Origin of the sequence: Williamsoniiplasma somnilux (assembly GCF_002804005.1) — a bacterium.
GTDB classification, from domain to species: domain Bacteria; phylum Bacillota_I; class Bacilli_A; order Mycoplasmatales; family Mycoplasmataceae; genus Williamsoniiplasma; species Williamsoniiplasma somnilux.
This window is the reverse complement of sequence record NZ_CP024965.1, coordinates 165,569-189,552: the sequence shown is the minus strand read 5'-3', so window position 1 is coordinate 189,552 and position 23,984 is coordinate 165,569. Positions and strand designations below refer to the sequence as shown.

21 protein-coding genes and 1 tRNA gene are annotated in these 23,984 nt (G+C 29.4%); all 22 read right to left on the bottom strand.

All coding sequences use genetic code 4. From position 1 onward, the window contains the following. Window positions 1-59 precede the first annotated feature (59 nt). Window positions 60-1,769, bottom strand: a complete 1,710-nt coding sequence (locus tag ESOMN_RS00860; protein ID WP_024863757.1) for an MATE family efflux transporter — start codon at window positions 1,767-1,769, stop codon at window positions 60-62. Between the two features lie 110 nt (window positions 1,770-1,879). Continuing rightward, a tRNA-Ile gene (locus ESOMN_RS00855) sits at window positions 1,880-1,956 on the bottom strand. Between the two features lie 101 nt (window positions 1,957-2,057). Next, entirely contained in the window at window positions 2,058-2,456 is a 399-nt protein-coding gene (gene rpsI / locus ESOMN_RS00850; protein ID WP_024863758.1) for a 30S ribosomal protein S9, read from the bottom strand. Beyond that, window positions 2,456-2,911, bottom strand: coding sequence for a 50S ribosomal protein L13 (rplM, locus tag ESOMN_RS00845; RefSeq protein ID WP_024863759.1), 456 nt, complete (start codon window positions 2,909-2,911; stop codon window positions 2,456-2,458). Before rplM ends, rpsI begins: the two co-directional genes overlap by 1 nt. A gap of 92 nt (window positions 2,912-3,003) precedes the next feature. Further along, window positions 3,004-7,254 (bottom strand): ABC transporter permease, encoded by a 4,251-nt coding sequence (locus ESOMN_RS00840; protein ID WP_024863760.1) that lies wholly within the window; start codon window positions 7,252-7,254, stop codon window positions 3,004-3,006. A gap of 31 nt (window positions 7,255-7,285) precedes the next feature. Next, window positions 7,286-8,017, bottom strand: coding sequence for a hypothetical protein (locus tag ESOMN_RS00835; RefSeq protein ID WP_024863761.1), 732 nt, complete (start codon window positions 8,015-8,017; stop codon window positions 7,286-7,288). 258 nt (window positions 8,018-8,275) lie between these two features. Continuing rightward, on the bottom strand, window positions 8,276-9,022 hold the full coding sequence (gene truA / locus ESOMN_RS00830; protein ID WP_411572014.1) for a tRNA pseudouridine(38-40) synthase TruA: 747 nt from the start codon (window positions 9,020-9,022) through the stop codon (window positions 8,276-8,278). Then, window positions 9,019-10,050, bottom strand: a complete 1,032-nt coding sequence (locus tag ESOMN_RS00825) for an energy-coupling factor transporter transmembrane component T family protein (protein WP_024863763.1) — start codon at window positions 10,048-10,050, stop codon at window positions 9,019-9,021. Before ESOMN_RS00825 ends, truA begins: the two co-directional genes overlap by 4 nt. Window positions 10,051-10,065: 15 nt before the next feature. Beyond that, complete coding sequence (locus tag ESOMN_RS00820) at window positions 10,066-10,986, bottom strand: energy-coupling factor transporter ATPase (protein WP_024863764.1); 921 nt, start codon at window positions 10,984-10,986, stop codon at window positions 10,066-10,068. 35 nt (window positions 10,987-11,021) lie between these two features. Then, entirely contained in the window at window positions 11,022-12,239 is a 1,218-nt protein-coding gene (locus ESOMN_RS00815) for an energy-coupling factor transporter ATPase (RefSeq protein ID WP_034942658.1), read from the bottom strand. Window positions 12,240-12,357: 118 nt separating this feature from the next. Then, window positions 12,358-12,717, bottom strand: a complete 360-nt coding sequence (rplQ, locus tag ESOMN_RS00810; RefSeq protein WP_024863766.1) for a 50S ribosomal protein L17 — start codon at window positions 12,715-12,717, stop codon at window positions 12,358-12,360. Window positions 12,718-12,744: 27 nt separating this feature from the next. Beyond that, a complete protein-coding gene (locus ESOMN_RS00805) occupies window positions 12,745-13,698 on the bottom strand; it encodes a DNA-directed RNA polymerase subunit alpha (protein ID WP_024863767.1) in 954 nt (317 codons plus the stop codon). A 1-nt stretch (window position 13,699) separates the two neighbouring features. Then, entirely contained in the window at window positions 13,700-14,089 is a 390-nt protein-coding gene (gene rpsK, locus ESOMN_RS00800; protein WP_024863768.1) for a 30S ribosomal protein S11, read from the bottom strand. 19 nt (window positions 14,090-14,108) lie between these two features. Then, window positions 14,109-14,474, bottom strand: a complete 366-nt coding sequence (gene rpsM / locus ESOMN_RS00795; RefSeq protein ID WP_024863769.1) for a 30S ribosomal protein S13 — start codon at window positions 14,472-14,474, stop codon at window positions 14,109-14,111. Between the two features lie 39 nt (window positions 14,475-14,513). Further along, a complete protein-coding gene (rpmJ, locus tag ESOMN_RS00790; RefSeq protein ID WP_024863770.1) occupies window positions 14,514-14,627 on the bottom strand; it encodes a 50S ribosomal protein L36 in 114 nt (37 codons plus the stop codon). 92 nt (window positions 14,628-14,719) lie between these two features. Beyond that, window positions 14,720-14,938: a translation initiation factor IF-1 gene (gene infA, locus ESOMN_RS00785; RefSeq protein WP_024863771.1), complete on the bottom strand. Its 219-nt coding sequence runs from the start codon at window positions 14,936-14,938 to the stop codon at window positions 14,720-14,722. Window positions 14,939-15,091: 153 nt separating this feature from the next. After that, complete coding sequence (locus ESOMN_RS00780; RefSeq protein WP_024863772.1) at window positions 15,092-15,874, bottom strand: MurR/RpiR family transcriptional regulator; 783 nt, start codon at window positions 15,872-15,874, stop codon at window positions 15,092-15,094. Window positions 15,875-15,954: 80 nt separating this feature from the next. Next, the gene (locus ESOMN_RS00775) at window positions 15,955-17,361 is read right to left on the bottom strand and encodes a glycoside hydrolase family 1 protein (RefSeq protein ID WP_024863773.1); all 1,407 of its coding nucleotides are present in this window, start codon (window positions 17,359-17,361) and stop codon (window positions 15,955-15,957) included. A 16-nt stretch (window positions 17,362-17,377) separates the two neighbouring features. After that, complete coding sequence (locus tag ESOMN_RS00770) at window positions 17,378-20,029, bottom strand: PTS sugar transporter subunit IIABC (protein ID WP_024863774.1); 2,652 nt, start codon at window positions 20,027-20,029, stop codon at window positions 17,378-17,380. A 307-nt stretch (window positions 20,030-20,336) separates the two neighbouring features. Beyond that, a complete protein-coding gene (gene map / locus ESOMN_RS00765) occupies window positions 20,337-21,083 on the bottom strand; it encodes a type I methionyl aminopeptidase (protein ID WP_024863775.1) in 747 nt (248 codons plus the stop codon). Then, a complete protein-coding gene (locus ESOMN_RS00760) occupies window positions 21,083-21,724 on the bottom strand; it encodes an adenylate kinase (RefSeq protein WP_024863776.1) in 642 nt (213 codons plus the stop codon). Before ESOMN_RS00760 ends, map begins: the two co-directional genes overlap by 1 nt. A 137-nt stretch (window positions 21,725-21,861) precedes the next feature. After that, window positions 21,862-23,982, bottom strand: coding sequence for a PTS fructose transporter subunit IIABC (locus tag ESOMN_RS00755; RefSeq protein ID WP_024863777.1), 2,121 nt, complete (start codon window positions 23,980-23,982; stop codon window positions 21,862-21,864). Window positions 23,983-23,984: the final 2 nt, after the last annotated feature.

The following is a 23,984-nucleotide window of genomic DNA, read 5'->3' as shown; positions in this document are numbered from 1 at the left end:
TATTTTTGACATTAATTAAAAAGATAATCTCAAAAATAAAAACAAGCATAAAATGCTTGTTAGTTCATTGATTCTACTTTTTGTTCTTTCTTCTTAAACTTGTTTGATATTTCTTTAAATTTTGAAGGTTTTTCAACTTCGATTGTTAAGTTGTTTACTCATCTTTTACGAGAATAAATTGCAAGTCCTCAAATAGCTTTAAAAATCTCACAAGCAGTAACTGCTAAATGAATATATATAATATCTAAATGAATAACTCCATTAACTGTTAATAAAATTAAAATTGCTAAAACTGGAATTTCAATACTTCAGTTAAAGACCCCATCAAGTAAAGTCGCAGACCATACAGCTCCTCCGGCTCGCAAAATGGAATAAGCAGCATTGGCGACCATTGTAGCAGGATATATGAAGGCGTAAATAAAGAGCATTCAAAAGGCAATTCTTTGCGATTCAGCATTAGCACTACTAAACATTGTTTGGGGAATTACATAGCTCATTCCAATCAAAATTGAAGAAGCAATAACGGCAATCACTAATCCTAGTCCTAATAAGTAACGAGCGTTAAATTGCGCTTCATCGAGCTTATTGGCGCCGAGTGAATTCCCAACAAACACGGTTATGCCAGCATTCAAACCATGGTATAGTGGTGAGAAAATGGCAGTTGTTATTGTTGAGAAAATTGCATTGGCTGTTAATGCTTCAACTGAATACATACCTTTTAGTTTTACTTGTAAAACAGCTGCAAATGCAAATAATAATTCATTCATTAGCAATGGTGAAGCCTTTTTCATTGAACGAGAAAAAACATTTTTTTGAATCTTAAATGAATATCATCCAGGAATAAATTCATAACGTTTAATTGATAATAAAGCTACAATAAAAATCATTTGTAAAATACGTGCTGAAAATGTTGCAATCGCAGTTCCTTGTACTCCCAATCCTCCAAATGATCCCAAGAAAGTTGGGGCAGTTAGAAAGACATTCATTAAACAGTTAGTTGATAATGCAATTAATGACATTCAAAACGAAATGAATGGTCGACGTGTTTCTCTTAATGAAGTAATTGCTGTTTCATTAATTACTAATATTAAATAAGATGGGGCAATAATTTGATAATACATAACTCCTTCATCTGTTGCTAATACTGATGATTGATATTGAAAGTAATTAAACCAAGCTTTAATGTCTTGTCCATCACTTCCGGCGGCCAAAATTGAAGTTGGTTTGTCAGCATATTTTGGTTCAGTCGTGAATTCAATAATGTGACGAGTAATGCCCGGAATTGTCATAATTGCAAACACAAAAGTAATTGCAAACACAACATACATTTTCAAAGCTGTTACTTGCTTTAGTTTATTGTAATCTTTAGCTCCAAAATATTGAGCAGAGTAAATTCCACATCCATAACAAAATCCTGAAACTGCACAAAACATAATCATATACATTTGGTTAGAAGCAGTTACTCCGTTAACGGCGATTTGTCCAGCTTTGTATTGTAAACCTAAATAACTTTCACTTAATCCAGCATTTATTAAATCATCAACAGTTAAATTTAAAAAACCTGACATCTTGATTGAATCGTTTAAACCACTCAATCCTTTGACTTGATCATCTTTCAAAAAATTAACAAAAATATTATCAACTATATCTGTAGAGGCCATAATTATTTCTTGTAAAATTGCTCATAAAATTATTGATAGAGCTGCCACATATCACGCACGACTAGCGAACCAGCGATTCTTCTTTTCGCCCCTAGTTCGTTTAAACATTTTAAGACCCCTTCCCCTCTAAAAAATGACTTTTATATAATCTTAAATGTTTAATTTAAAATAGCAATAAAAAAAACACCAATTAGTGGTGCTTTTGTTGTTTTTTATAATGGTCGGAATAATTGGACTTGAACCAACGACCTCTCCGTTATCAGCGGAGTGCTCTAACCAGCTGAGCTATATTCCGAACAACATATTTATTTTATTGATTTTCGTCATTAAAAGCAAGGCAAAAACAGCACTTTTTTTAAAATAAAAAAAACAACTGTAAAGCTGTTTTTTCTTTCATTAACGTTTTGAGTATTGAGGTGCTCTACGTGCTCCACGTAGTCCGTATTTTTTACGTTCTTTAATACGAGCATCGCGAGTTAATAATCCGTGAGCTCTCAATTGTTTACGGTAATCTTCACTAGCTTCGATTAGGGCTCTTGCGATTCCTAAACGAGCTGCTCCAGCTTGACCTGTAAATCCTCCACCTTTAACTACAACAGTGATGTCGAAGTCTTTTGAAGTTGAAGTTGCAACTAATGGTTGTTCCATGTCTTGAACTAATGTTGGGTATGGAAAGAATTCTAATGCAGCAACACCATTAACAATGATTGAACCTGTTCCTGGTGTTAGGATAACTTGAGCAACAGAAGTTTTTCTTCTTCCTGTTCCACGATAAATAACTTTACTTGATGCCATTATTTAGTTTCTCCTTTTTTAGTATTAATTACTAATACTTCTGGTTTTTGAGCTGCATATGGGTGTTCTGTTCCGGCAAAAACATGTAAAGCTCTAAATTGGTTAGCTCCCTGCACATTTTTTGGCAACATTAATTTAATTGCACGTTCAAGAATTTTTCTTGCGTCTAATTCTCTTTGTGTAGCAACATTTCTTCTTCTCAATCCACCTGGGTGCATTGAGTGGTGATAGTAGTTTTTATCAGATTCTTTATTACCTGTAAAAATTGCTTTTTCAGCATTAATGATAATAACGTGATCTCCGTTATTAATGTGGGGTGTAAAAGTAACTTTATTTTTACCTCTTAAAATTAAGGCAACTTGAGTTGCTAAACGTCCCACTGTTTGTCCTTCTGCATCAACGATATATCAATCTTTTTTAATATCTTTAGCAGAAATAAGTGTTGTTTGTTTCATGTGCTATATCTCCTTGACATTGTCCGGGGTCTTGAATGTATAAGCATAAATAATTATATTTTAAAGCAATTGCTTTTTCAATCAAAAATCCATTAAATAGTTTGTGCTTGTAAAACGTGTGTTGGGTTAATTTTTGCAATTGATTTAAATCCAACTGCAATTGTTACAGCATAAATTCCCATAACAGATAAAATAACTGCTGGTAAAATTCACCAAGTGAAACTAAATGGTAAGACTAAGGCGGTATTTTTTGCTAAGAAACTAATCATAAATGCTGATAATAAGTAACTTGCTACAAAACCAATTACAAAGGTAATAGCAATAACGATGAAGTACATTCCTAACATATTTTTGGCAATGTATTTGTTTGAGTAACCCAACACTTTCATTGTTGAAATAAATTTAGCATTATCGCTAATTATCAATGATGTGGTTAATAAAATGATTACAAAAGTTAATACTAATACTAATAAAATAATTAGAACTAATACTGAAAGAATTACATTTGAAATTTGATTTAAAATTGCTTTTGACATTTCAACAGGAACAATTCCCGAGAATCCTGATTGACCAATTCCTTCAACATCTTTGTTATTACCATTCATAGTTGTAGGGTTGTAATCACCAAATTGCGTTCAAACACTAATTAATGAATCCAGGTCTCCCATGTTTGGATCTTTTGAATATTTATAGTTAAAGACTGGGTCAACTTTTTGAAATAGTTTTAAAATGTTGTGAGCAACACCCTCTTCTTTGCTGTCAATTTCTGGTTTTAAATAATTGGTTTCAAAATCAGCAAATTTTTTAAATTTATTTGCATCATAATTTTTTAATTTATATTCTTCTAAATCAGGGTTTTCGAAGAAATTCCCAAATTGCGGAACAAATTGATTTTCTCATAGATATTCTTGAACTTTATCGTATCCTAAAATTTCATTAGCAACATCATTATTAATTCATGCTGCTGGTTCTCCATATTGTTCATGAATTCCTACAACTTTAAATTCTTCAGAATGAGAAACTTTTGAATTATCTCAGTTACCTTTTAGATAATCTTCAAAAAGCGGTGAGTGCACTTGAGGAGATTTCATTGGATCTATTTTAGAATAGATACTAATATCCTCTTTAGCATCAGCTGCTTTTTCTCCAACAATTGTTGAGTGCAAAGGATTAATTGCGCTTTGTTGAATAAATCCCATTTCTTTATCATAGTGTGGCACCTCACCTAAGGCTGGTGCAAACAAAGTTTTATTCACTAAATTTGTGTTTTGTTTTTCATCTTTTCATTGTGATAAATTTATAATTTTTCCATTGTGTTTTAAGACATTTTGTTCAATATCAACAATAATTGAATCACCGCTTTTGATATCTAACTTTTTAGAAAGTGTTTTATTAATGACAATTTCTTTCTTATTATTTTTATATAATAATTTGTTTAGTTCTTTATCTTTATCAAAAAGTTGCATTAAATTTTTTTCTCCACTGATTCCAAAAATTTTGAAATTTAATTTGTTGTTTCGAGCCCTTAACAAAGTACCTAATTCATCACTTTCAAAATTAAAATTTATTACATTGAAAGCCTGAGTGTAAGTTTCTGAGTCTCAATCTTTTTTCATATATTGTTGAACAAAATATGGAGCTCTAGAATATGCTGCTTGTATGATTGCTTCATCAACTCTTAAACCAAACATAGCTGAGTATCATATTAAAAATTCATAAATACCTATTTGCATATTTTTATTTCTAATTTCTAGGTTAGTTTCATTTTCTGGATTATATCTAGAAAAATCAAATCCTGAATCCTGCGCTTGTATTGAGAACTTTTTATCATTTATTCCATCAGAAATTTTAACAGTAATATCTTTTACTATATTTTGTTCTAATGAAGTCATATAAACTTTGCTAAACATAAAATCATTATCTTCTTCAAGAACGGTTAGATATTTTTCATTTTGTAAATTGTTTTGATTTTTATTAAATCTTAAAATTATTTCTTCTTGACTTAAATTTTCACCTTTTAAATTAGAAATTGTAAGCCCGATACTATTAATATATTTTAAATAAAATTGTTGAAAAATATTAAAAATTTTATTTATTTCATTAATATTAGACATATCTGAATACGAACTAGAATAAATATTTTTTAACTCTTCAATCATAACTCTTCTATCCACTCATTCATTTGATAATGTGCCTCACATTATTCGATTAGCAATCATTCCTATTAGACCCCCTGCTTTCATGTCCATAGGTTGAGCTAAATGTGCCATATACTTAAGAAATGAATTAGAAAGTGCAACATTTGATCCAACCAGCATTCTTGAATTTGCATAAGATAGTTCTTGACTTGTCGGAATTTCATTTGCTGTTTTAATAAATGGTGAATAAAAGTCTGAACTCACATTACCTTCAACATATGCTTTAGTAATTGCTGCCATATCATATGAACCATCTTCATTTAAAGGTAATCCAGTTATTCCTTGAAGTTTCGAAGAGTACTTAAAGTTATCAAATTCACCATTACCATTGTAAGTTGAATTTTTATTATAAGTTTTCAAGAATGTATATGGATTATTAGCAACCGGTTCTGCATATTCGACTAATTGTTCATAATTAATTCCGTTAAACGACATTGTTTTATATTTGTTTAATATATTTGGGGCCAAATAAGAAATCGTCATTAAGAATGTTGAGAAGAGAACAACTAATCCAACACCAGCCATTTTACCACCAGCATCAATTAATAAAGCAGTTCTTAATTTTGAACCAAATGAACGACGTAAATTAATTTTTTTAACAAATAATCCTCAACGATTAATTTTGGCGCTTTGGTTGGCAGCAATTAATGATAGTGCTGATGCTCTTAAGATTAATCAAGCCATTAAGAAAGCAATTGCTGTTAATGCTACTCACATGAAAATAACAACAACTAAAAATCCTACTCAGTCAAAACTGAAAGCAGCAATATCTAATGAGAAATATAATTTTAATTGACTAACAAGAACAGATTGAACTCCAATTGAAATTATAAATCCTAAAACTCCCCCAATAATTGAAGTAATTAATGGTGTCATAATAAAGTTTGTAATAATACTAATTTTTTTGTAACCAAGAGCTTTCATAACTCCAATTTGGCCACGTGCTTTTTCAATTTGTTTTTTAGTAATTAATGCCATTACGTATAATGCCACTCCAAAAATAAGAATCAAAATACATCCGGCAATTATTTGATAAATTTTAATTGTTGATTCAATCATTGAAGTACGTGAAACATAAACATAATCATGATCGCTAAGTCCATAAATATATTTAGCAGATTTATCATTATTCTTTAAAATTTCAGTTCTAAAGTAATCATTCATTTTTTGTAAAAGATCATAGCTAGGTTCTTTTCCATTAATAGTTTTGAATGAATAAAAAACCTCTTGATCAGCTGTTGAAGCTGGTTCTAATCTTCCTAAAGAAATATCAAAACGAAAAGCATCATTTGCATCGTTTTTAACTATTCCCATAGCTTGTGGTTGTAAATATACTAAAGCTTCAGTTTCACGATTAGGTAAAACTCCAGCTTGAGTTAAAACCGGAGCCATAAAGTCAGCAGAATTTCCTAACCCCACAACTTGGAATCATCCGTAATTACTATATAAACGTTCGTATAATCCCCCAGCTTTAGCAATTCCTTCACTTTTAATAGTTTCTAAGTCTTTTTTAAGGTCTTCAGTCATTTTTGCATTTTTATCTGAAGTTACTAAAAATTGTTCACCAAAATCATCTAATTGCATTCTAATTAACGAACCAATTTGAATATTATTGATTTCAGCAAAAGTTGAATCCAAAACAACTTCGTGTCATCCAAAATCAGTATCAGCAGGTTTTCTTCCAGAAGATAATACTAAATTATCAACCCCTGTTGATCCATCAATTGTTAATTTTGAGACAGCTTTAACTGTCATTTGTTGACCTTTTTCGTTAAAAGTTTGTGAGAAGTCTCTTCCTTCTGTACGTGATCAATTAAAAGCTAAATCCGCATCATCTTTAAATGCTTTTTGCAATTCTTTAACCAAATACTGTTGAGCTTCTGTGTTATTTGTTGTTTTGTATCCTAAACTATTAGCTTGAACGATAGCTCCTAAGTCAGGATCCATTTTTAAAACAACATTGTGTTGATTCGAGTCTTTAATTAATTGTTCGTGTTTACTCAATACCCTATCATTAATAGAGGTCATTAAAGTGATGACCAAAGCTAGCATTGTAACTAGCATTATCATCCCAAAAAGTTGACTAAAATTACTAAAAGTATTTTTAATTGAGTTTTTGAACGTTAAATGTACGCTCTTTCTCATGTTAAAATTTCCTCCTATTTATTTTTAAAAATTAAAATAAATAGTCTGGAGGTGTTAAACCTTTTTTTGCTTCTTTTAGCTTTTGATTTTCTATTGTTGTTATTTTTAATTCAACGTCACTATATTTATCAACAACAAAATTATCATTTTTAAATGATTTTTTTTCTTCTATGTCCTTAATTTCTTTGGTTCTTTTTTTAAATAAATCTTTAATTAATAAAGAAACGTTATAAGCTAGTGTTCAAACTCCAGTTACCAAATCACCATTTTGAGAAACAAAAGCAAGTGCTTTTGAAGCTAATAATAGCAAGACAGTTGAAGTGATTGTTGTTACTAACATTAGTGAAATCGAAACAATTTCAGTAATATAAACAGCATATAAAACTTCATTATTCATTTTTCCTAATTCAATTAGAGAGTTCATTTCTCCCATATGGTTTGTTAAAGACGAAATGAAAATAATAATTTCTATTAAAACTTCAAATGCTCATAAAAATAATGCAATTTTAAAGTTTTTTGAAATCTGAACTTTAACCAAATTTTTAATGCCTAATCGATAATTTTTTAAAATCTTTGACAACAAAATTAAAATTGTTAACGAAAACAATAATGTTGCAAAAATTAATCCTAAGTTTAAAGTTGTAAAAGCAAAAGAATAAAATCATTTATCTGGAGTGATTAAAAACGCCAATAAAAAATGAGCTAGCGATGTAGCTGTAAAGAAAATTGAAATTTTATCAACTAAAGTTTTTTTTCTTTCCATTTTATCATTCCTTCATATTTATATAATTTTACTAAAATTGCATAAAAAAAACTCTATTTTCATAGAGATTTTCATATTAACTGAGAGACTAAATTTGTTAAAAATTATTATTAATAAACACTTCCTTCTCACCGAAGATCATCCAAAAGTATTTAAAAATAGTATTTTTTAACTAACGTGACATTGTTTTAAACTTTGTCTCTCATAAAATAATAATACAATAAAAAAATAAAAAATAAGTTTAAAAATACTTATTTTTTAAAAAATTATTTTCTTTAAACACAAACCAGCAGCATTAGCTACATAAGGTAATTTAGTTCCTGATCCCTGAAGTTTTTCTGAAATGGTTGAAAGCGAGACTTTACCCAAATATGCTTTAAGAGCAGTACCGACAATCATTCTAATTTGATAACGAATAAAAGCTTTACCGTTAAAAATGATTTTAACCTTGTTGTCGATCCTTAACACTTTAATATTTTCAATTGTACGTACCGTTGTAATGGTTTTTTGCTCTTCAAGACTTAAACCTGAAAAAAGTTTAAAATCATGCTCACCAATAAAAACCTTTAAAATACTTTGTAATTTTGCAATATCAATTTTTCCGTATTTTCATTGTTCTTCAAAACGAGCGCTAAAAACATTAGTGTCAACATCATTAAGAGTATACTCATATTCTTTTTGTCGAGCATGACGAATATTAAAGTCAGAGCTAACAATTTCAATAGAAAGAATTTGTATTGCTGTAGACAAAGCTTTATTTAGCGCTTGTTGAAAACGTTCTAAATTTTTTATTTCAAAATTAATAGTTAATAAAACTTTTTGATCACTTGCATGCACATGAGCATCTGTTTTTGAAGATCCTATTGTTTTAAAATCATTATTTTTAATAACATTTTTAATTGCTTTATTCAATTCCCCTTGAATGGTTAGATGTTTTTTTTGAATAACTCAACCACTATAATCTGAACCATCATAAGCTAGTGTTAATAATAAACTCATCATTAACTTAATAATTGATCTACATATGGAATATGTAAAAATGCTTCAGATACGGGGAACACAAATGAATAAGTAATAATAAACGTTGCAATAGCAATTCCTGCTAAAAAAATTGCCACGTCAATTCCTCTAAATTTAAATTGAATATATCTTGTTCTTTTTGCATGTGGATCATACCCACGAGCATCCATAGCATAGGCTAAATCTTCAGCTTTTTGGAAAGCAGAAACTAATAGCGGAATAATTAATGAAGTTAAACCTTTAACCTTGTCTTTGGATTTTCCATTTTTAATATCAATTCCTCTTGAAGATTGAGCCTTCATAATTCTTCCTGCTTCATCAATTAAAGTTGGAATCATACGTAGAGCAATTGAAATAATCATTGAAAGAATATAAATAGGAATTCCAATCATTTTTAAAGGATATAACAAGTCTTCGATTGCTAATGTTAACTCTAATGGTTGAGTTGAACCCGTTAAAATAGTTGTTAAAGTTATCATTAAGTAAATTCTTCAACCCATCATAAATGCTGAGTATAAGGCTTTTTCACTAACTCAAAATACTTTTCATTTAACAAAATGCCCTAAAGAAACCATTTGACTAAATGCACTAGCAACTTTAGGATCTAAATTGTTCATATCAACATTACTTCAAGCACTAGGACCAATAAAACCATAAATGTAATCACTACTACTAAAAGTTACGTTTCAATTTTGTAAATTTGGAATGCTAGATGCATTAGTCACAATAGTATTAATATTATCAGCACTTGGATGCATCATGAAAATATTAATAAGGAAAATAACAAAGAAGATAATTCCTACGGGAGCTAATAAAGTTAATAACATTCTTCAACTTAATTTTGATGCAGCAAATAAAGTTAAAATTGTTGCTGATAAAATTATATATCCTGTAAATCCAATTGGAAAAAAGACTGAAACAATTAATAATAAAATCATAAACAATTTCATTCTTGGATCCATTTTATGAATTATTGAATTTGTTGGAATATATCTACCAAAGGTAACTCTCATAATTATTACTCCTTTCTATTTTTTCTTATTTGATATCGCTAAACTATATTCTTTTGCAAAATCAGTTTCTGTTCGAATTGCTTTTTTGGTTAAATCTAAACCTTTTTCTTTTAATTTGTAAATTAATTGATAAATTTTTGGAGCATCAATTTCAATTGTTTTCAATAATTTCTCATTACCAAAAATTTCAAATGGTGTTCCACGATCAATTAATTTTCCTTTGTGTAAAACCACAACTTCATCGGCGATTCTTAATACTTGGTCCATATTGTGAGTAACCATAACAATTCTTTTGCCTTGTTCACGATTTAATTTCAAAAATAATTCCATGAAATCATTTTCACCTTGAGGATCTAAACCTCCCGTAGGTTCATCAAGTACTAATGTGTTACCATTCATTGCAATAATTCCAGCAATGGCCACACGACGTTTTTGTCCTCCTGATAATTCAAAAGGTGAACGTGTTAAGTAATCAGCAGGAATGTCAATTATTTTTAATAAATCAGGAACTTGACGATAAGCCTCTAATTTATTACCACCCAAATTGATCGGACCAAAAGCGATATCTTTTTCCACAGTTTCTTGAAATAATTGATATTCAGGAAATTGAAAAACTAATCCGATTTCTTTTCTTAATTCTTTAACTTCGTTAATTTTTTCAATTGATGCAGGAATTTGATAATCACCAATAATTGTTCTTCCTGTTTCACTCACTAATAAACCATTAGTCAATTGAATTAATGTTGATTTTCCTGAACCAGTAGTACCGATTACACAAGTGATTTTTCCCTTAGTAATCGTTAAGTTAGCGTTATCCAATGCTCTAAATTCAAAGGGAGTTTTTTTTGAGTATGTGTATGAAACATTTTCTAAAACAATATCACCCGAAAAATCAAAAACCTTTTTCGCTTTACGATCAGCTTTTAATTCATTCATATATTGTTTTTGAAGTTGTTTTTCTTTGTTATCAATTATTTTTTTTGCCATAATTTATCCACCAACTCATCCATATTTTTTGAACCAGAAACATTAATTCCCACATTTTGTAATTTCTCTTCAACATTTGCAATAAACGGAATATCTAAATGAATAGAACGCAAGAACTCTTTATCTGATAAAACTTCACTTGGAGTTCCCATTTTTACTAATTTACCACCGTTCATTACAATTACTTTATCGGCATTTAAAATTTCATCCATATCATGAGTTATTGAAATAATTGTTTTATTTCCCGCATCGCGTAGTTGAACCATAATTTCTTTGATTTCTCTTTTACCTTTAGGATCTAGCATTGAAGTAGCTTCATCAAAAATGATAATGTCTGGATTTAAAGCTAAAGTTGAAGCAATTGCCACACGTTGTTTTTGTCCTCCAGATAAATTTAGAGGCTCATGATCTAAAAAGTCAGTCATACGAACTTTTTTAGCAGCCGAAGTAATCATTGTTTCCATGTCTTTAGGATCAACACGTTTATTTTCTAAGCCAAAAGCGATATCTGCTCTAACTGTTGAACCAATAAATTGATTATCAGGATTTTGAAAAACAATTCCTAAGAAACGACGAATTTGGTCTAAGGTGTTTTTGTTTACAGTGTTTCCAAAAATTTGTAAATCTCCAACCTCAGGAGTTAACACTCCAATCAAAATTTTTGATAAAGTTGATTTACCAGAACCGTTGTGTCCAATTATGGTTACATACTCTCCATGTTTAATTTGAAAATTAACATTCGATAAAGCGTAAGGAAATTCAGGTCCATATTTAAAACTTAATTTTTTAACTTCAACAGCAATGTCATTTAATTTTTCTAACTGAGCTCCACGTCCACGTTCTTTAATGACCGTTTTTGATTCTCTATACATATGACGAGCAAAAGCAAGTTCGCTTTTAGCATTAGCAAAATCGACGTGGCCTTCTTTAATTGGTTTTAATAAAAATTTGGCATTCTTGTAATTTTCTTTAAAGGCTTTGCTCACGGCAATTTTTGCATATTCATTATTTAATAATTCCACATGATTTTTGATTTTTGTAAACTCTTCTTTTGAGATTTCTTCTCTTTTTAAAGCTTTACGAGCTACAAACAATTTTTCTTGTTCAGTTGCTTTTTTTAAATAAAATTCACTTAGTAATAACTTAAATTCATTTAAGTCATTATCTGTTAATTTTATTTCTTTAAATTTTTGTAATGACATAATAAATAAACCTCCATTATTATAATTAAATACAATCTATTATGTATTTTATAATTTTTATAAAATAGAAACAAGATAAAACAAAAAAATAAACCGAAAATGGTTTATTTTTTTAAGACTATACCAATTCGATAATTACGATTGGGGCGTTATCACCTTTACGATTATCTAATTTAAGAATTCTAGTGTATCCACCATTTCTTGATTTATATCTTTTTGCTAAATCAGTAAATAATTTTGTTAAAATTGGTTCTTGTTTAGCTGTTTCAATATCACGCAATCAAGCAGCCGCTTGTCTTCTTGCGTGTAAATCTCCGCGTTTTGCTAAAGTGATCATTTTATCAAAATGTTTTCTTAATTCTTTAGCTCTAGTTTCAGTTATTTCTAATTTTTCAGAAATAATTAATTCTGAAGTTAAGTTACGCATAAGAGATTGTCTTCATGCTGTATTCTTACCTCTTTTGGGAATGTATGACATTAATTTTTACCTCCTAAATTCTATTTCTTATACTTGTTTAAAAGTTAAACTTAATTGAGCAACTTTATCTTTAATTTCTTTAAATGATTTACGTCCTAAGTTTCTAATTTCTTGGATTTCATCTTCACTACGAGAAACTAATTCTCTTAAGCTATCAATTCCGGCACGTTTTAAACAGTTTAAACTTCTTTGTGTAAAGTCTAATTCTTCAACTGTTTTATCTAATTCTTTTTCATCTTCATCAGCAATTCCAATAATTTCAACATTATCTAATTGTGAAGACAAGTTAACAAAGAACTCTAAGTGTGCTACAAGAACTTTAGCAGCTGTTGCAATTGCTTCAACAGCTGTAATTGATCCATCAGTATTAACTTCGATTTCTAATTTTTCTAAATCAATTGAACGACCGATTTTAGTAGTATCTACATTGTAAGCAACTTTAACGATTGGTGAGTAGTTTGAATCAATTGTAATTGCTCCATTTTCTACACCCTTTTCTTTTTTGTTGTCTTTAAATGATTTATATCCACGTGAGTTTTTAGCAAATAATGTTAAATTAAAAACTCCTCCATCAGCGATTGTTGCGATGTGTAAATCTTTATTTAAAACTTCAACTCCAGCAGGAACTACAAGTTCTGCAGCTTTAACTGGTCCAGTTACTGATGATTTGATTTTTAATTCAACTACTTCATCATCACTATACATTTTTTCATCAATTTTTAAAACTAAGTTTTTAATGTTCAAGATTATTCTTGATACATTTTCAACAATTCCGTTGATTGCTGTAAATTCATGAGCCGCACCGTCAAGTTTGATTGCGAATACTGCTGCTCCAGGGGTTGCTGCTAATAAAGTTCTTCTAATTGCGTTTCCTAGAGTAACTCCGAATCCTCTTTCAAGTGGTTCAACCATAAACTTACCATATGTTTTATTATTTTCCTCTTTAAGAAGAGTGAATTCTGGTCTCATAAATTGCTTCATCTTAACCTCTTGGGCGTTTTGGTGGACGCACTCCATTATGTGGGATTGGTGTTGTATCTTTAATTGCTGTGATTTCTAATCCAGCTGCTTGTAAACTTCTTACAGCTGCATCTCTTCCTGGTCCTGGACCTTTAACTTCAACAGAAATAGTTTTAACCCCATTATCCATTGCTCCTTTTGCAGCAGCTTCTGCGATCATTTGTGCTGCATAAGGTGTTGATTTTTTAGAACCTTTAAATCCTAAAGCACCTGCTGAAGATCATGATAATACATTACCTTTTTCATCACTAATAGTAACAATTGTATTGTTAAAAGTAGAATGAACGTGAGCGATACCTTTAGGAATATTTTTCTTGATACGTTTTTTACCTTGTGGTTTTGGATTTGCCATCTTAATATTCTCCTTCTACCTATTTTTTCTTGTTAGCTACAGTTTTTCTAGGACCTTTAACTGTTCTTGCGTTTGTTTTTGAAGATTGTCCTCTTGCTGGAAGCCCTTTACGGTGACGTAGTCCTCTGTAGCTTCCATTTTCCATTAAACGTTTAATGTTTAAAGAAACTTCTCTTCTTAATTCTCCTTCAGTTTTAACTGTTGCTAATGCTGAAGAAATTATTTTAATTTGTTCTTCTGTTAAATCTTTAACACGAATTTCTTCGCTAATTTTTGTTTTAGCTAAGATTTCTTGCGAAGTTGTTAACCCTACACCATAGATGTATGTTAAAGCGATAACAACTCTTTTATCATTTGGGATTTCAACTCCATTAATACGAGCCATATTTCGTTTCCTTTCTGAATAAATTTTTTAGACTAATAATTAACCTTGACGTTGTTTATGCTTTGGTTGAGCACAAATAATCATTACGCGGCCTTTACGTCTAATAACACGACAGTTGTCGCACATTTTTTTGACTGATGATCTTACTTTCATCGTGAACCTCCGTACTTTTTTGTCTATTGATTCTTTTTGTTTAGAAAAACAAAAAAATAACTTAGATAACTAAGTTAACTAATTACTTTTGATTATTTAAATCTGTAAGTAATTCTTCCACGTGTCATATCATATGGTGAAATAGCAACTGTTACCTTGTCTCCGGGTAAGATGCGAATGTAATTCATTCGGATTTTACCCGACACGTGGGCATCGATAACAATTTCGTTTTCCAATTTCACTTTAAATGCAGCGTTAGGAAGAACCTCAACAACAATTCCTTCAACTTCTAACAAGTCTTCTTTAGCCATAATTTTAGTTCTCCTTTCTTTCTGCTAATGACACCTTAAGCAAACTGCAGGCATGCTTAATACAAAATGTCACCTTATTAAGTATAACATAAGGCACCAAAATATTTTATGTATGTTTAATTTTACACTTTAAATTTCGGCATATTATCATAGTTAAATTTTTTCTATTTTTAAACTTTCACAAACTATTAAAAACATAGTTTGTAAAAGAATTGTTCTATAAAAAAAATCGTTATAAGCAATGTGAGATGAAATTACAAAAACATTGGGGAAATCTTGAACTTTTTCTTTTTGTCCGTTACTAGTTATTATAAAGATTTTCTCCCTATTTTCATTGTTTTGAATTGCATCCATAATTTCATTAGTGTCATGACCTAATAAAAAAAATAAATAAATAGCATTTGCATGACAATAATTTTGCCAAGAATTAATATCGTTTTCGCTTGGATTAAAATTTTTTACACTTTTGAAACCTTTTCCATTCAATAAATTCATTATAAAATCTCCAACTTTATTAGTTTGATGACTATTATAAATTATTAAATTTTGTAATTTATTTAAATTTTTTATAAATTTTTCAAAAAAATTTGAGCTAAGAATAATGTCTTTAAAAAAATTGTCATAAATTTCACGCATATAATCAATATTTAATGAGTACTTCTTTTTTTGCATATTTAAATTAATATTATTTCTACTAAAATATTTTTCATAATCTAATTTTAAATATATTAAAAATTCTCGATAACCACTATAACCAATTTTCTGACAAAAAATAGTTATTAAAGGTGCTGATACATGTGCTTCTTCAGATAATTTTTGTTGTGATAAAAAACAACCCTTTTTGAAATTTTTCAATATAGTTTCAGCAATTATTTTATAAGAAGAATTTTCAAGGGAATTTGCTACTTCTATTAATTTATTAAAATTATTTTTCATTTATACCTCTTTTGATGTCATGCCCAAATGTAGTAGACCAATAAAATAATAACCCCTGTATCTAAATAGGGGTTAATTAATTATTTTAAATCTTTGCCGTTAGTAGCAATTACTTTTTTATATCAAGCAAAAGATTTTTTAGGATAGCGTTTTAAATCTTTAAGATCATCTTCAGTTCTATTGACAAAAACAAAACCGTAACGTTTTTTGATTCCTTCATGAGTTGAGACTAAGTCAATTGCACTTCAAGGATTGTAACCAATTAAATCAACACCCATTTCAATAGCTTTTAGCATTTCTTTTAAATGATTTTTATAATAATCAATTCTGTATTGATCATTTATTTGATTCTTTTCATCAAGCTCATCATAACCTCCGATTCCGTTTTCTGTAAGTAAAAGCGGCAAATTATATCTTGAGGTTAATTCTAACATTGTATTTTTAAAACCAACAGCATCTATTTCTCAACCAAATTGAGTTTTCTTTAAGTTTGGATTTTGAACTTGTTCATAAAAGCCCTTTAAACCAAATCCAGTTTGTTGATCAAGTTTACCGCCATATTTTGAAATATAATTTTTGTTAGGATCAGTTGCTTTAACCGTCCCTGAAGCATAATAGTTAAATGCAATAAAATCTGGTTTTGATAAAGGATTATTTAAAATTTTCATATCTTCTGGTTTAACATCAAACATTGAATCATTTTTATTTAGCATATCAAGTGCAAAAACATTATATTTGCCAAATACCGCAATATCTAAATAAAATCAATTACGAATATTTGAAAATGTTAAAGCTGCTAAATTGTCTTCTGGAGCACTACTATTAGGATATATTGATGATATGTTTGGCGCAGGTCCTACTTTTGCGGATGTTAATTCATGAATTAATTTAATAACTTTTGCTTGTGCTAAAAACATATTATGATTTTGCTGATAAATTTCTTTTAATGTATAATCTCTTAAACCCGATATTGCACCAGAAGCTAATGTCATCATATTTTGTTCATTAATAGTTAATCAATATTTAACTTTTTTTCCAAAATTATCAATTAATAACTTTGCATAATTAACAAATTCCTCGATTGTCTCTCTTGAATTTCAACCACCCTTTTTTTCTAAAAAATCGGGCAAATCAAAATGATACATAGTTACTATAGGTTCGATTCTATGTTTTAATAATTCATTAATTAAATCCCTATAAAATTTAATTCCTTTTTCGTTTGCTTTATTATTTTTATAACTTCATACTCTAGTCCAAGAAATTGAAAATCTATAACTTTTAAATCCCATTTCTGCCATCATTGCAACACCTTCTCTTCAATGATGATAATGATCTGATGCAAATTTGAAATCTGTTGTATTTTTTGGAATATTAGTTTTAGTATCTTGAACAGACATTTCTTTACCATCTTCATTTCAGCCACCTTCAATTTGATAAGCGCTTGTGCTTCCTCCTCAAAGGAAATTGCTATTTATAGTTTTTTTCATTTTGTCCCCTTAAATTTTAAATATTTTTTAAAATGTTTTTGTCCTGTTTAGAAAATTTATCTTTCTTTTTATCTTCGTAGCCAAAATTAATAAACACCGAATTAAGTGAATTTCAGTATTTGTTAAAAATTTTATTAGCCACTTTTACGCTTATTATTTTTTTTAAAACATTTGTAATGTTTTGTGCTTTTATAATATTGTTATTGGTAAAAATTTTAATTTCTTTTTCAATTTGTGAATTATTTACTTTTTGTTTTTCTAAATCAAGTTCATATTTTTTTATTTTGATTTCAAATTTTGAATTATTAAGCTTTTCTATAATATTTTGCATTTTCTTTTCAAGTTTAGATTTATGTTTTGATAATTCTAAACTATTTTTATATTTATTGAATTTATTTGCTAAATTGTTTTTGTTTACTTCATCTTTGTCGTGCAAAAAATTTATTCTGCTAACAATATTTTGAATTTTGGATTCATTTTTTTCAAATGTTTTAATTTTTGAAATAATTTCTTTTGTATAAAAAGAATTTAAATCTTTTGTGCTTGATAAAAGAATTTTATTTGAAATATTTTTTGATTTTACAATTTTATTAACAATTTTATTTGTTAGGTTAATACCTCTAGTTTCGCTTAAACGATCTTTTGCAAGAAATGCAACCAGCAAAGCAGGTAGTGATAAAGATATGGCAAATCCAATAATAGTAGCTATTAAAGATTTAGTGTCTCCATTAGGTCCGTTTGCATTTAATATCGAGAACAACCCACCCATACCTGTGGCAATTCCGGCATAATAAGTGGCCCCCATTGCTCCAGCTACAAATCCTGCTATTCCAGAACCTAGACATCCATATAAGAATGGTTTAAATTTAGGAAGATTTGCACCAAAAATAATTGGTTCTGTAATTCCAAATAAACCAGCTGGTATACCACCATATAAAATTTGTGAAATACTTTTATTTTTTGTAATAAATGCAAGACCAATACCAGCACCTACTTGCCCCAATGTTCCAAATGTTATTCCCGCTAAAATTTGAATTGTTTTAATTCCTAAAATGTATGGTTCAGGATCATTCATCATAGGCATTTGTAAAATTGTTATTAAGGCTCCATGAGCACCAGTTAAAACAAGTGGTTGTCATAAAAGAGCAAACAAGCCAATTGATAAGCCGAATGGGATTTTATCCATATAAGAAAATATAAATCCTATTATTGCTTCAAATGATGAAACTATTGGAGAAACAATAAAAAACGCTAAGAAAGAAGCTATAAAAATACTAAATGTTGGCGTTGATATTGATTGGCTTCAATTAGGAAAATTGTTTTTCGCAAATTTTTCTGCTTTTACAAAAATATAAGCAACAATGATTGCTGTTATTATAGAACCTGGAGATGGTCCTATTTTCATTCAAACATAATCTAAGCCATTTAATTTTGAAGTTATTAATGGCAAACTTCACGGAGTTGCCGAAATCACCCCATTACCACTAATTACAAGATTGCCTTTAAATAAAATTGGGGCCGTTAATATTAAACCCATTCCGAGTCCTAAAATTGGGTTCCCTCCAAAATATTTCACAGCATTATATGTGAAAAAAATTCCCATAAACAACAAAGCTCCACCACCAATTAAATATATTAATTGTGTTGCTATTGTATAAGACTCAAAGGGTGCTGAAGGAGCAACATTTTCAATTAAACCAGCTTGTTGAAAAATTGCAGCAAGAGCATTTAATATTCCAACTCCTATCATAAATGGTAAACCGGGCATAATTACACCTTTTATTAAAGCTAAAAATGTTTTACCTAAACTTTTGTTTTCAATTTTTTTGTTATTTAGTTCAAAATTTTGAGATTTTAAAAAATTATCCAAATATTGATCTAACCCTTCTTTCAGTTTTTCTACTTCTCCTCCAATAATTATTTGAATTTCAGAACCACTTCAAACAATTCCTTTGACTATTTTGTTTTTCTTAATTTCTTGTTCATTAACTAAAGACTTATCTTTAATAATAAACCTCAAACGTGTCACGCAATTATAATATTTCTCGTAGTTATTTTTTTCTCCTACAGCATGATAAATATTTGAAGCTATTTCTTCATACCTATTTTTAAAAGATATACCATTTTTAATTGCATCTTTAAAAGAAAACAATGGTTTTTTTTGATTGCTTATTACTTGTGATTTTGGTTTTGTATAAATTAAATAACCGATTTTATCTCCGTGTTTCACTTCTTTTGCTTTTGTTTTTCAAACAAATTTTCAACCTGGGTTTTCATTATTATCTAAAACTATTGGAGTAGCTAAACTTAATTTTTTTTCCTTAATTAATTTAAAATTTACTTTTGTAAATATTGTTTTTAAATTTAATAGGTCTCCAGTTTTCACCAAGACATTATAAGGTTTGCCTTCCAAAACAACAGTATCAAGACCAATATGAATTAAAAGATTAACTCCACTCTGATCTTCGATAAAAAAAGCATGTTTTGTATTAAAAATTTGTAACATTTTTCCGTTTTCAAAAGGTGAATAAAAATCTGAAGATTTTGGTAATATATAAAATCCTTCTCCAAGTAGACCTTCTGAAAAAAATCCATCATTTAATTCTTTTAGCTTTTTAATTTCACCATCGCACGGAGAATATACGATAACCTTTTGGGGCATATTCATAATTATGTCTCCCTTCTTTATTAAAATTAATTTACATACATTAATTATTTAAATACTTCAAGAGATTTAATAAAAGACAAAAGGCGGCTTTTTTAATTACTTAAAAAATATTTATTTAGTTATTAAAAATTTAATTAAATAAAAACAACCCAAAAATATTTTTCGGGTTGTTTTGTCATGTTTTGTAATAACGATACATTTTTTATTAATTTTTTTTTGAGTACTCAAAACCTTCAAAATAACTTTAGAATCGGAATTAATTCAAGTTGTTTTTATTTAACTAAAAACATAAATTTATCTAATTTTGTTATTTGGTTAATACTTCACATGAATCTTGAGTGATTAAAATAGTGTGTTCGAAATGAGCGGCCATGCTGCCGTCTTTTGAATAAACTGTTCACTTATCAGAAGCTACTTTTGTTGAGAAATGTCCAACTTGAACCATCGGTTCAATACAAATGATCATTCCTTCAGTTAAACGCATTCCAGTTCCGGCAGCTCCATAATTAGGAATAAACGGATCTTCATGCATTGCTGTGCCAATTCCGTGACCTGTGTATTCTCTAGGAACACTAAAACCAAATGATTCAACATAACTTTGAATTGTATGACCAATATCACCAATTCGAACACCTGATTTTAGCATTTTGATTGCTAAATTAAGTGATTCTTCAGTTACATTTAATAATTGCACTGCTTGATCATTTTTTGGATTTCCAACAATTTTAGTAAAAGCAGCATCAGCATGATAGCCTTCAAAAACACAGCCTGTATCAATAGACACAATATCCCCATCTTCAAGTACTCTATTTTGTGGAATTCCGTGGACTAATTGATCATTAATCGAAATGCAAATAGTTTTTGGAAAACCTCCGTAACCCTTAAAGTTTGAAGTGCAACCTTTTTTAGTAATAAACTCTTCAAAAGCTTTATCTAAATCTAAACAGTTAACTCCAATTTGAGTTTTCTCTTTTAACATTGCAATTGCTTCACCTAAAACTTTACCAGCAATTTTCATTTTGCTGATTTGTTCATAATTTTTAACAGTTACCATTATTCACTAATTGCCTTTTGGATAATTTTATAAACAGATTCTCCATCCATTTCTTGTGCATCGACATGGATTAAAGTTTCAATATTTTTATAATAATCAATCAATGGTGCTGTTTGAGATTCATATGCATCTAATCTCACTTGTACTTTGCTTGGTTCATCATCAGGGCGACGTTCTAGTTTGACTTGATCATAATCGCAAATGCCTGTGGTTTTTGGTGGACGAGAAGTTATGTGGTAAGAACGTTTACATTTTGGGCAAACCACTCTACCAGCAATTCTGTTTAATAAAATCTGTTTGTCAACATCAATATAAATAACATGGTCAATTGTTGAACCTAATTTAACCAACATAATTCCTAGTGCATCAGCTTGTTCAATAGTTCTTGGATATCCATCAAAAATAAATCCGTCGTGTTTTGCTTGTAAAGCATTTTCAACCATTGCATTAGTAATTGCATCAGGTACCAATTTACCTTCATTCATATATTTAGCAGCTTCAACTCCTAAAGGGGTATTTTCACTAATGTTACGACGAAAAATATCTCCTGTTGAAAATTGCGTTAAATGCATTCTTTCAACTAATTTTTCTGCTTGAGTTCCTTTTCCTGAACCCGGAGCCCCTAATAAAATAATATTCATTTATTTCACACTTTCTCTTTATATATAAGTATATTTTACCTAATTTAAAATAAATAATAAATTAATTTTTTGGGTCTGTTGTAATAAAAATTATAGGAATAAAAAAAGATAAGTTTAAACTTATCTTTTTTTATTAATTAAGCTCTAATAGCTTTTTTAGCAACTCTAACTTTTTCTTTTTTAACAATTTCTGATTCAACTAATAATTTTCCTTTTTTAATATCAGCTGTTTTTCAGAATCCTAATATTAAAGCCATAATTGCTACTCCGACAATAATTGCTAAAATGTAGAAAACAATTCCCATTGCTACACCAAGTTGTCCTTCAAATAAGAAAGATCTTAAGAGTGGGAAAACTACAACTCCCCCATGAGGTGAACCAAGTCCAATTTCTAATGCTCCAACTAAAAGCCCAGTAATTGTTCCACCAACTAATGCAGAAACTGAAATTCTTTTTGGATCACTAACCATAAATGGAATTGCTCCTTCAGTAATGAAAAACGCACCCATTAATCAGTTAGCTTTGGCGGCATCACGTTCTTTAGCGGCTCATGTCTTTTTAAAGACAACTGTACATAAGGCAATTCCCAATGGTGGAATCATTCCAGCAGCCATCGATGCTCCCATAAAGATTGAAGCATAGTTATAAGTTGTTCCATTTTGAATAAATTCGATATAGATACCTTTATTAGCAGCTGCTCCAACTGTTAAAGTTCCGATTACATATGCAATTTTATTGATTGGTCCTCCCATATCAACACACATCATTAATCCTAAAATTCCTGCTACTAAAACAATTAAGTTTTGGTATGCTAATCATTTTAATCCTTCTTGCATTCCGAACATTGCATAACCAAGTGGAATACTTAATGCAAGCATTGAAACTCCCACTCCAATTAATGATAATAAAGGAATAAAGACAATATCTCTAACTCCAGCAAATGATTTTGGCATTTTACTCATTCCTTTAGTTAAACCAAAGACAATAAAGGCTGCTACATAAGCTCCGACCATTGCTCCGATAAATCCTGAAGTGGTTGGAATGTTATTTGGTAAAATTCTTGATCATAATGCCGCTCACATGTTGTCATTACTAAATTTTCCTCACAAGAAACCACCTGATCCATCAGCAATCATCCCAGCAATAATTCCTGGCATTAATCCTTGCGGACCTACGATTGAGTAAGCAATATATCCACCAAGGATTGGAACCATCATGAACATTGCAGTTTTACCTAATCCTGATAAAATTCCTGCAAATTCGTTTGTTACTCCCAGATTACCTCCAGTTGTTCCTGTTAATGAATCGATTAAGAATCCTAATCCTAAAATGATTCCCCCAGCAACAACGAAGGGCAACATTCTTGATACCCCCCCCAGCAGGTTACCTTTAATATCTTTAAATTTCTTTAATGAGAAATCACTATTATCATCATCTTTAGATTTAGCTGCTTTAATAACAACTTTTTTAGGATTGTCTTTAAAGTTTTCAATTAATTTTTTACCATTGTAAATAGCATCTTTAGAAGTTGTGTCAATAACTTCTTTACCGTTAAAACGGTCTAAACCTGCAATTGCTTTATCGTGGGCTAAAATAATTACTTTAGCATTATCAATATCTTCTTTAGTTAATCTGTCTTCTGTTCCGCGGCGACCTTGTGTTTCGATTTTGGCAGTCAAACCTAACTCATGAGCTGATTCTAAGAGTTTTTCTTGAGCCATGTAAGTATGAGCGATTCCAGTCGGACAAGCTGTAATTCCAATAACATCAAAATGTTTATTTGTTGCAACTAGTTTTACTTCAGTTTTCTTCTCTTCAGCAAAAATTGCTTTAAACTCTGTAAATGTTTTAGTTTTACGTAATTGTGCTTGTTTTTCTGACTTCATTAAATGAGTTGATAATTGTGACAACGCTACTAAATGTTCTTCACCATCTGTTCCGTTTGTAGCAATCATAAAAATTAAGTCCACTGGTTTATTATCTAAACTACCTCATTCAATTGGTTTTTTTAAACTAACAAAAGCAACAGTAGCGTCTAAAACAGTTTTGTTTAAAGCGTGGGGAATAGCAATTCCATCACCAATTCCTGTAGAATCTTGTTTTTCACGAGCTAAAATTGCTTTAGTAAATTCAGCTTTTGACTTAATTATTTTTTGATTTAATAAATTATCTGCTAAAAAATCAATCACTTCTTTTTTTGACTTTAAGTCTTTGTTAAAGAATGATGATTTACTTTTAAATAAATCAATTAATTTCATAT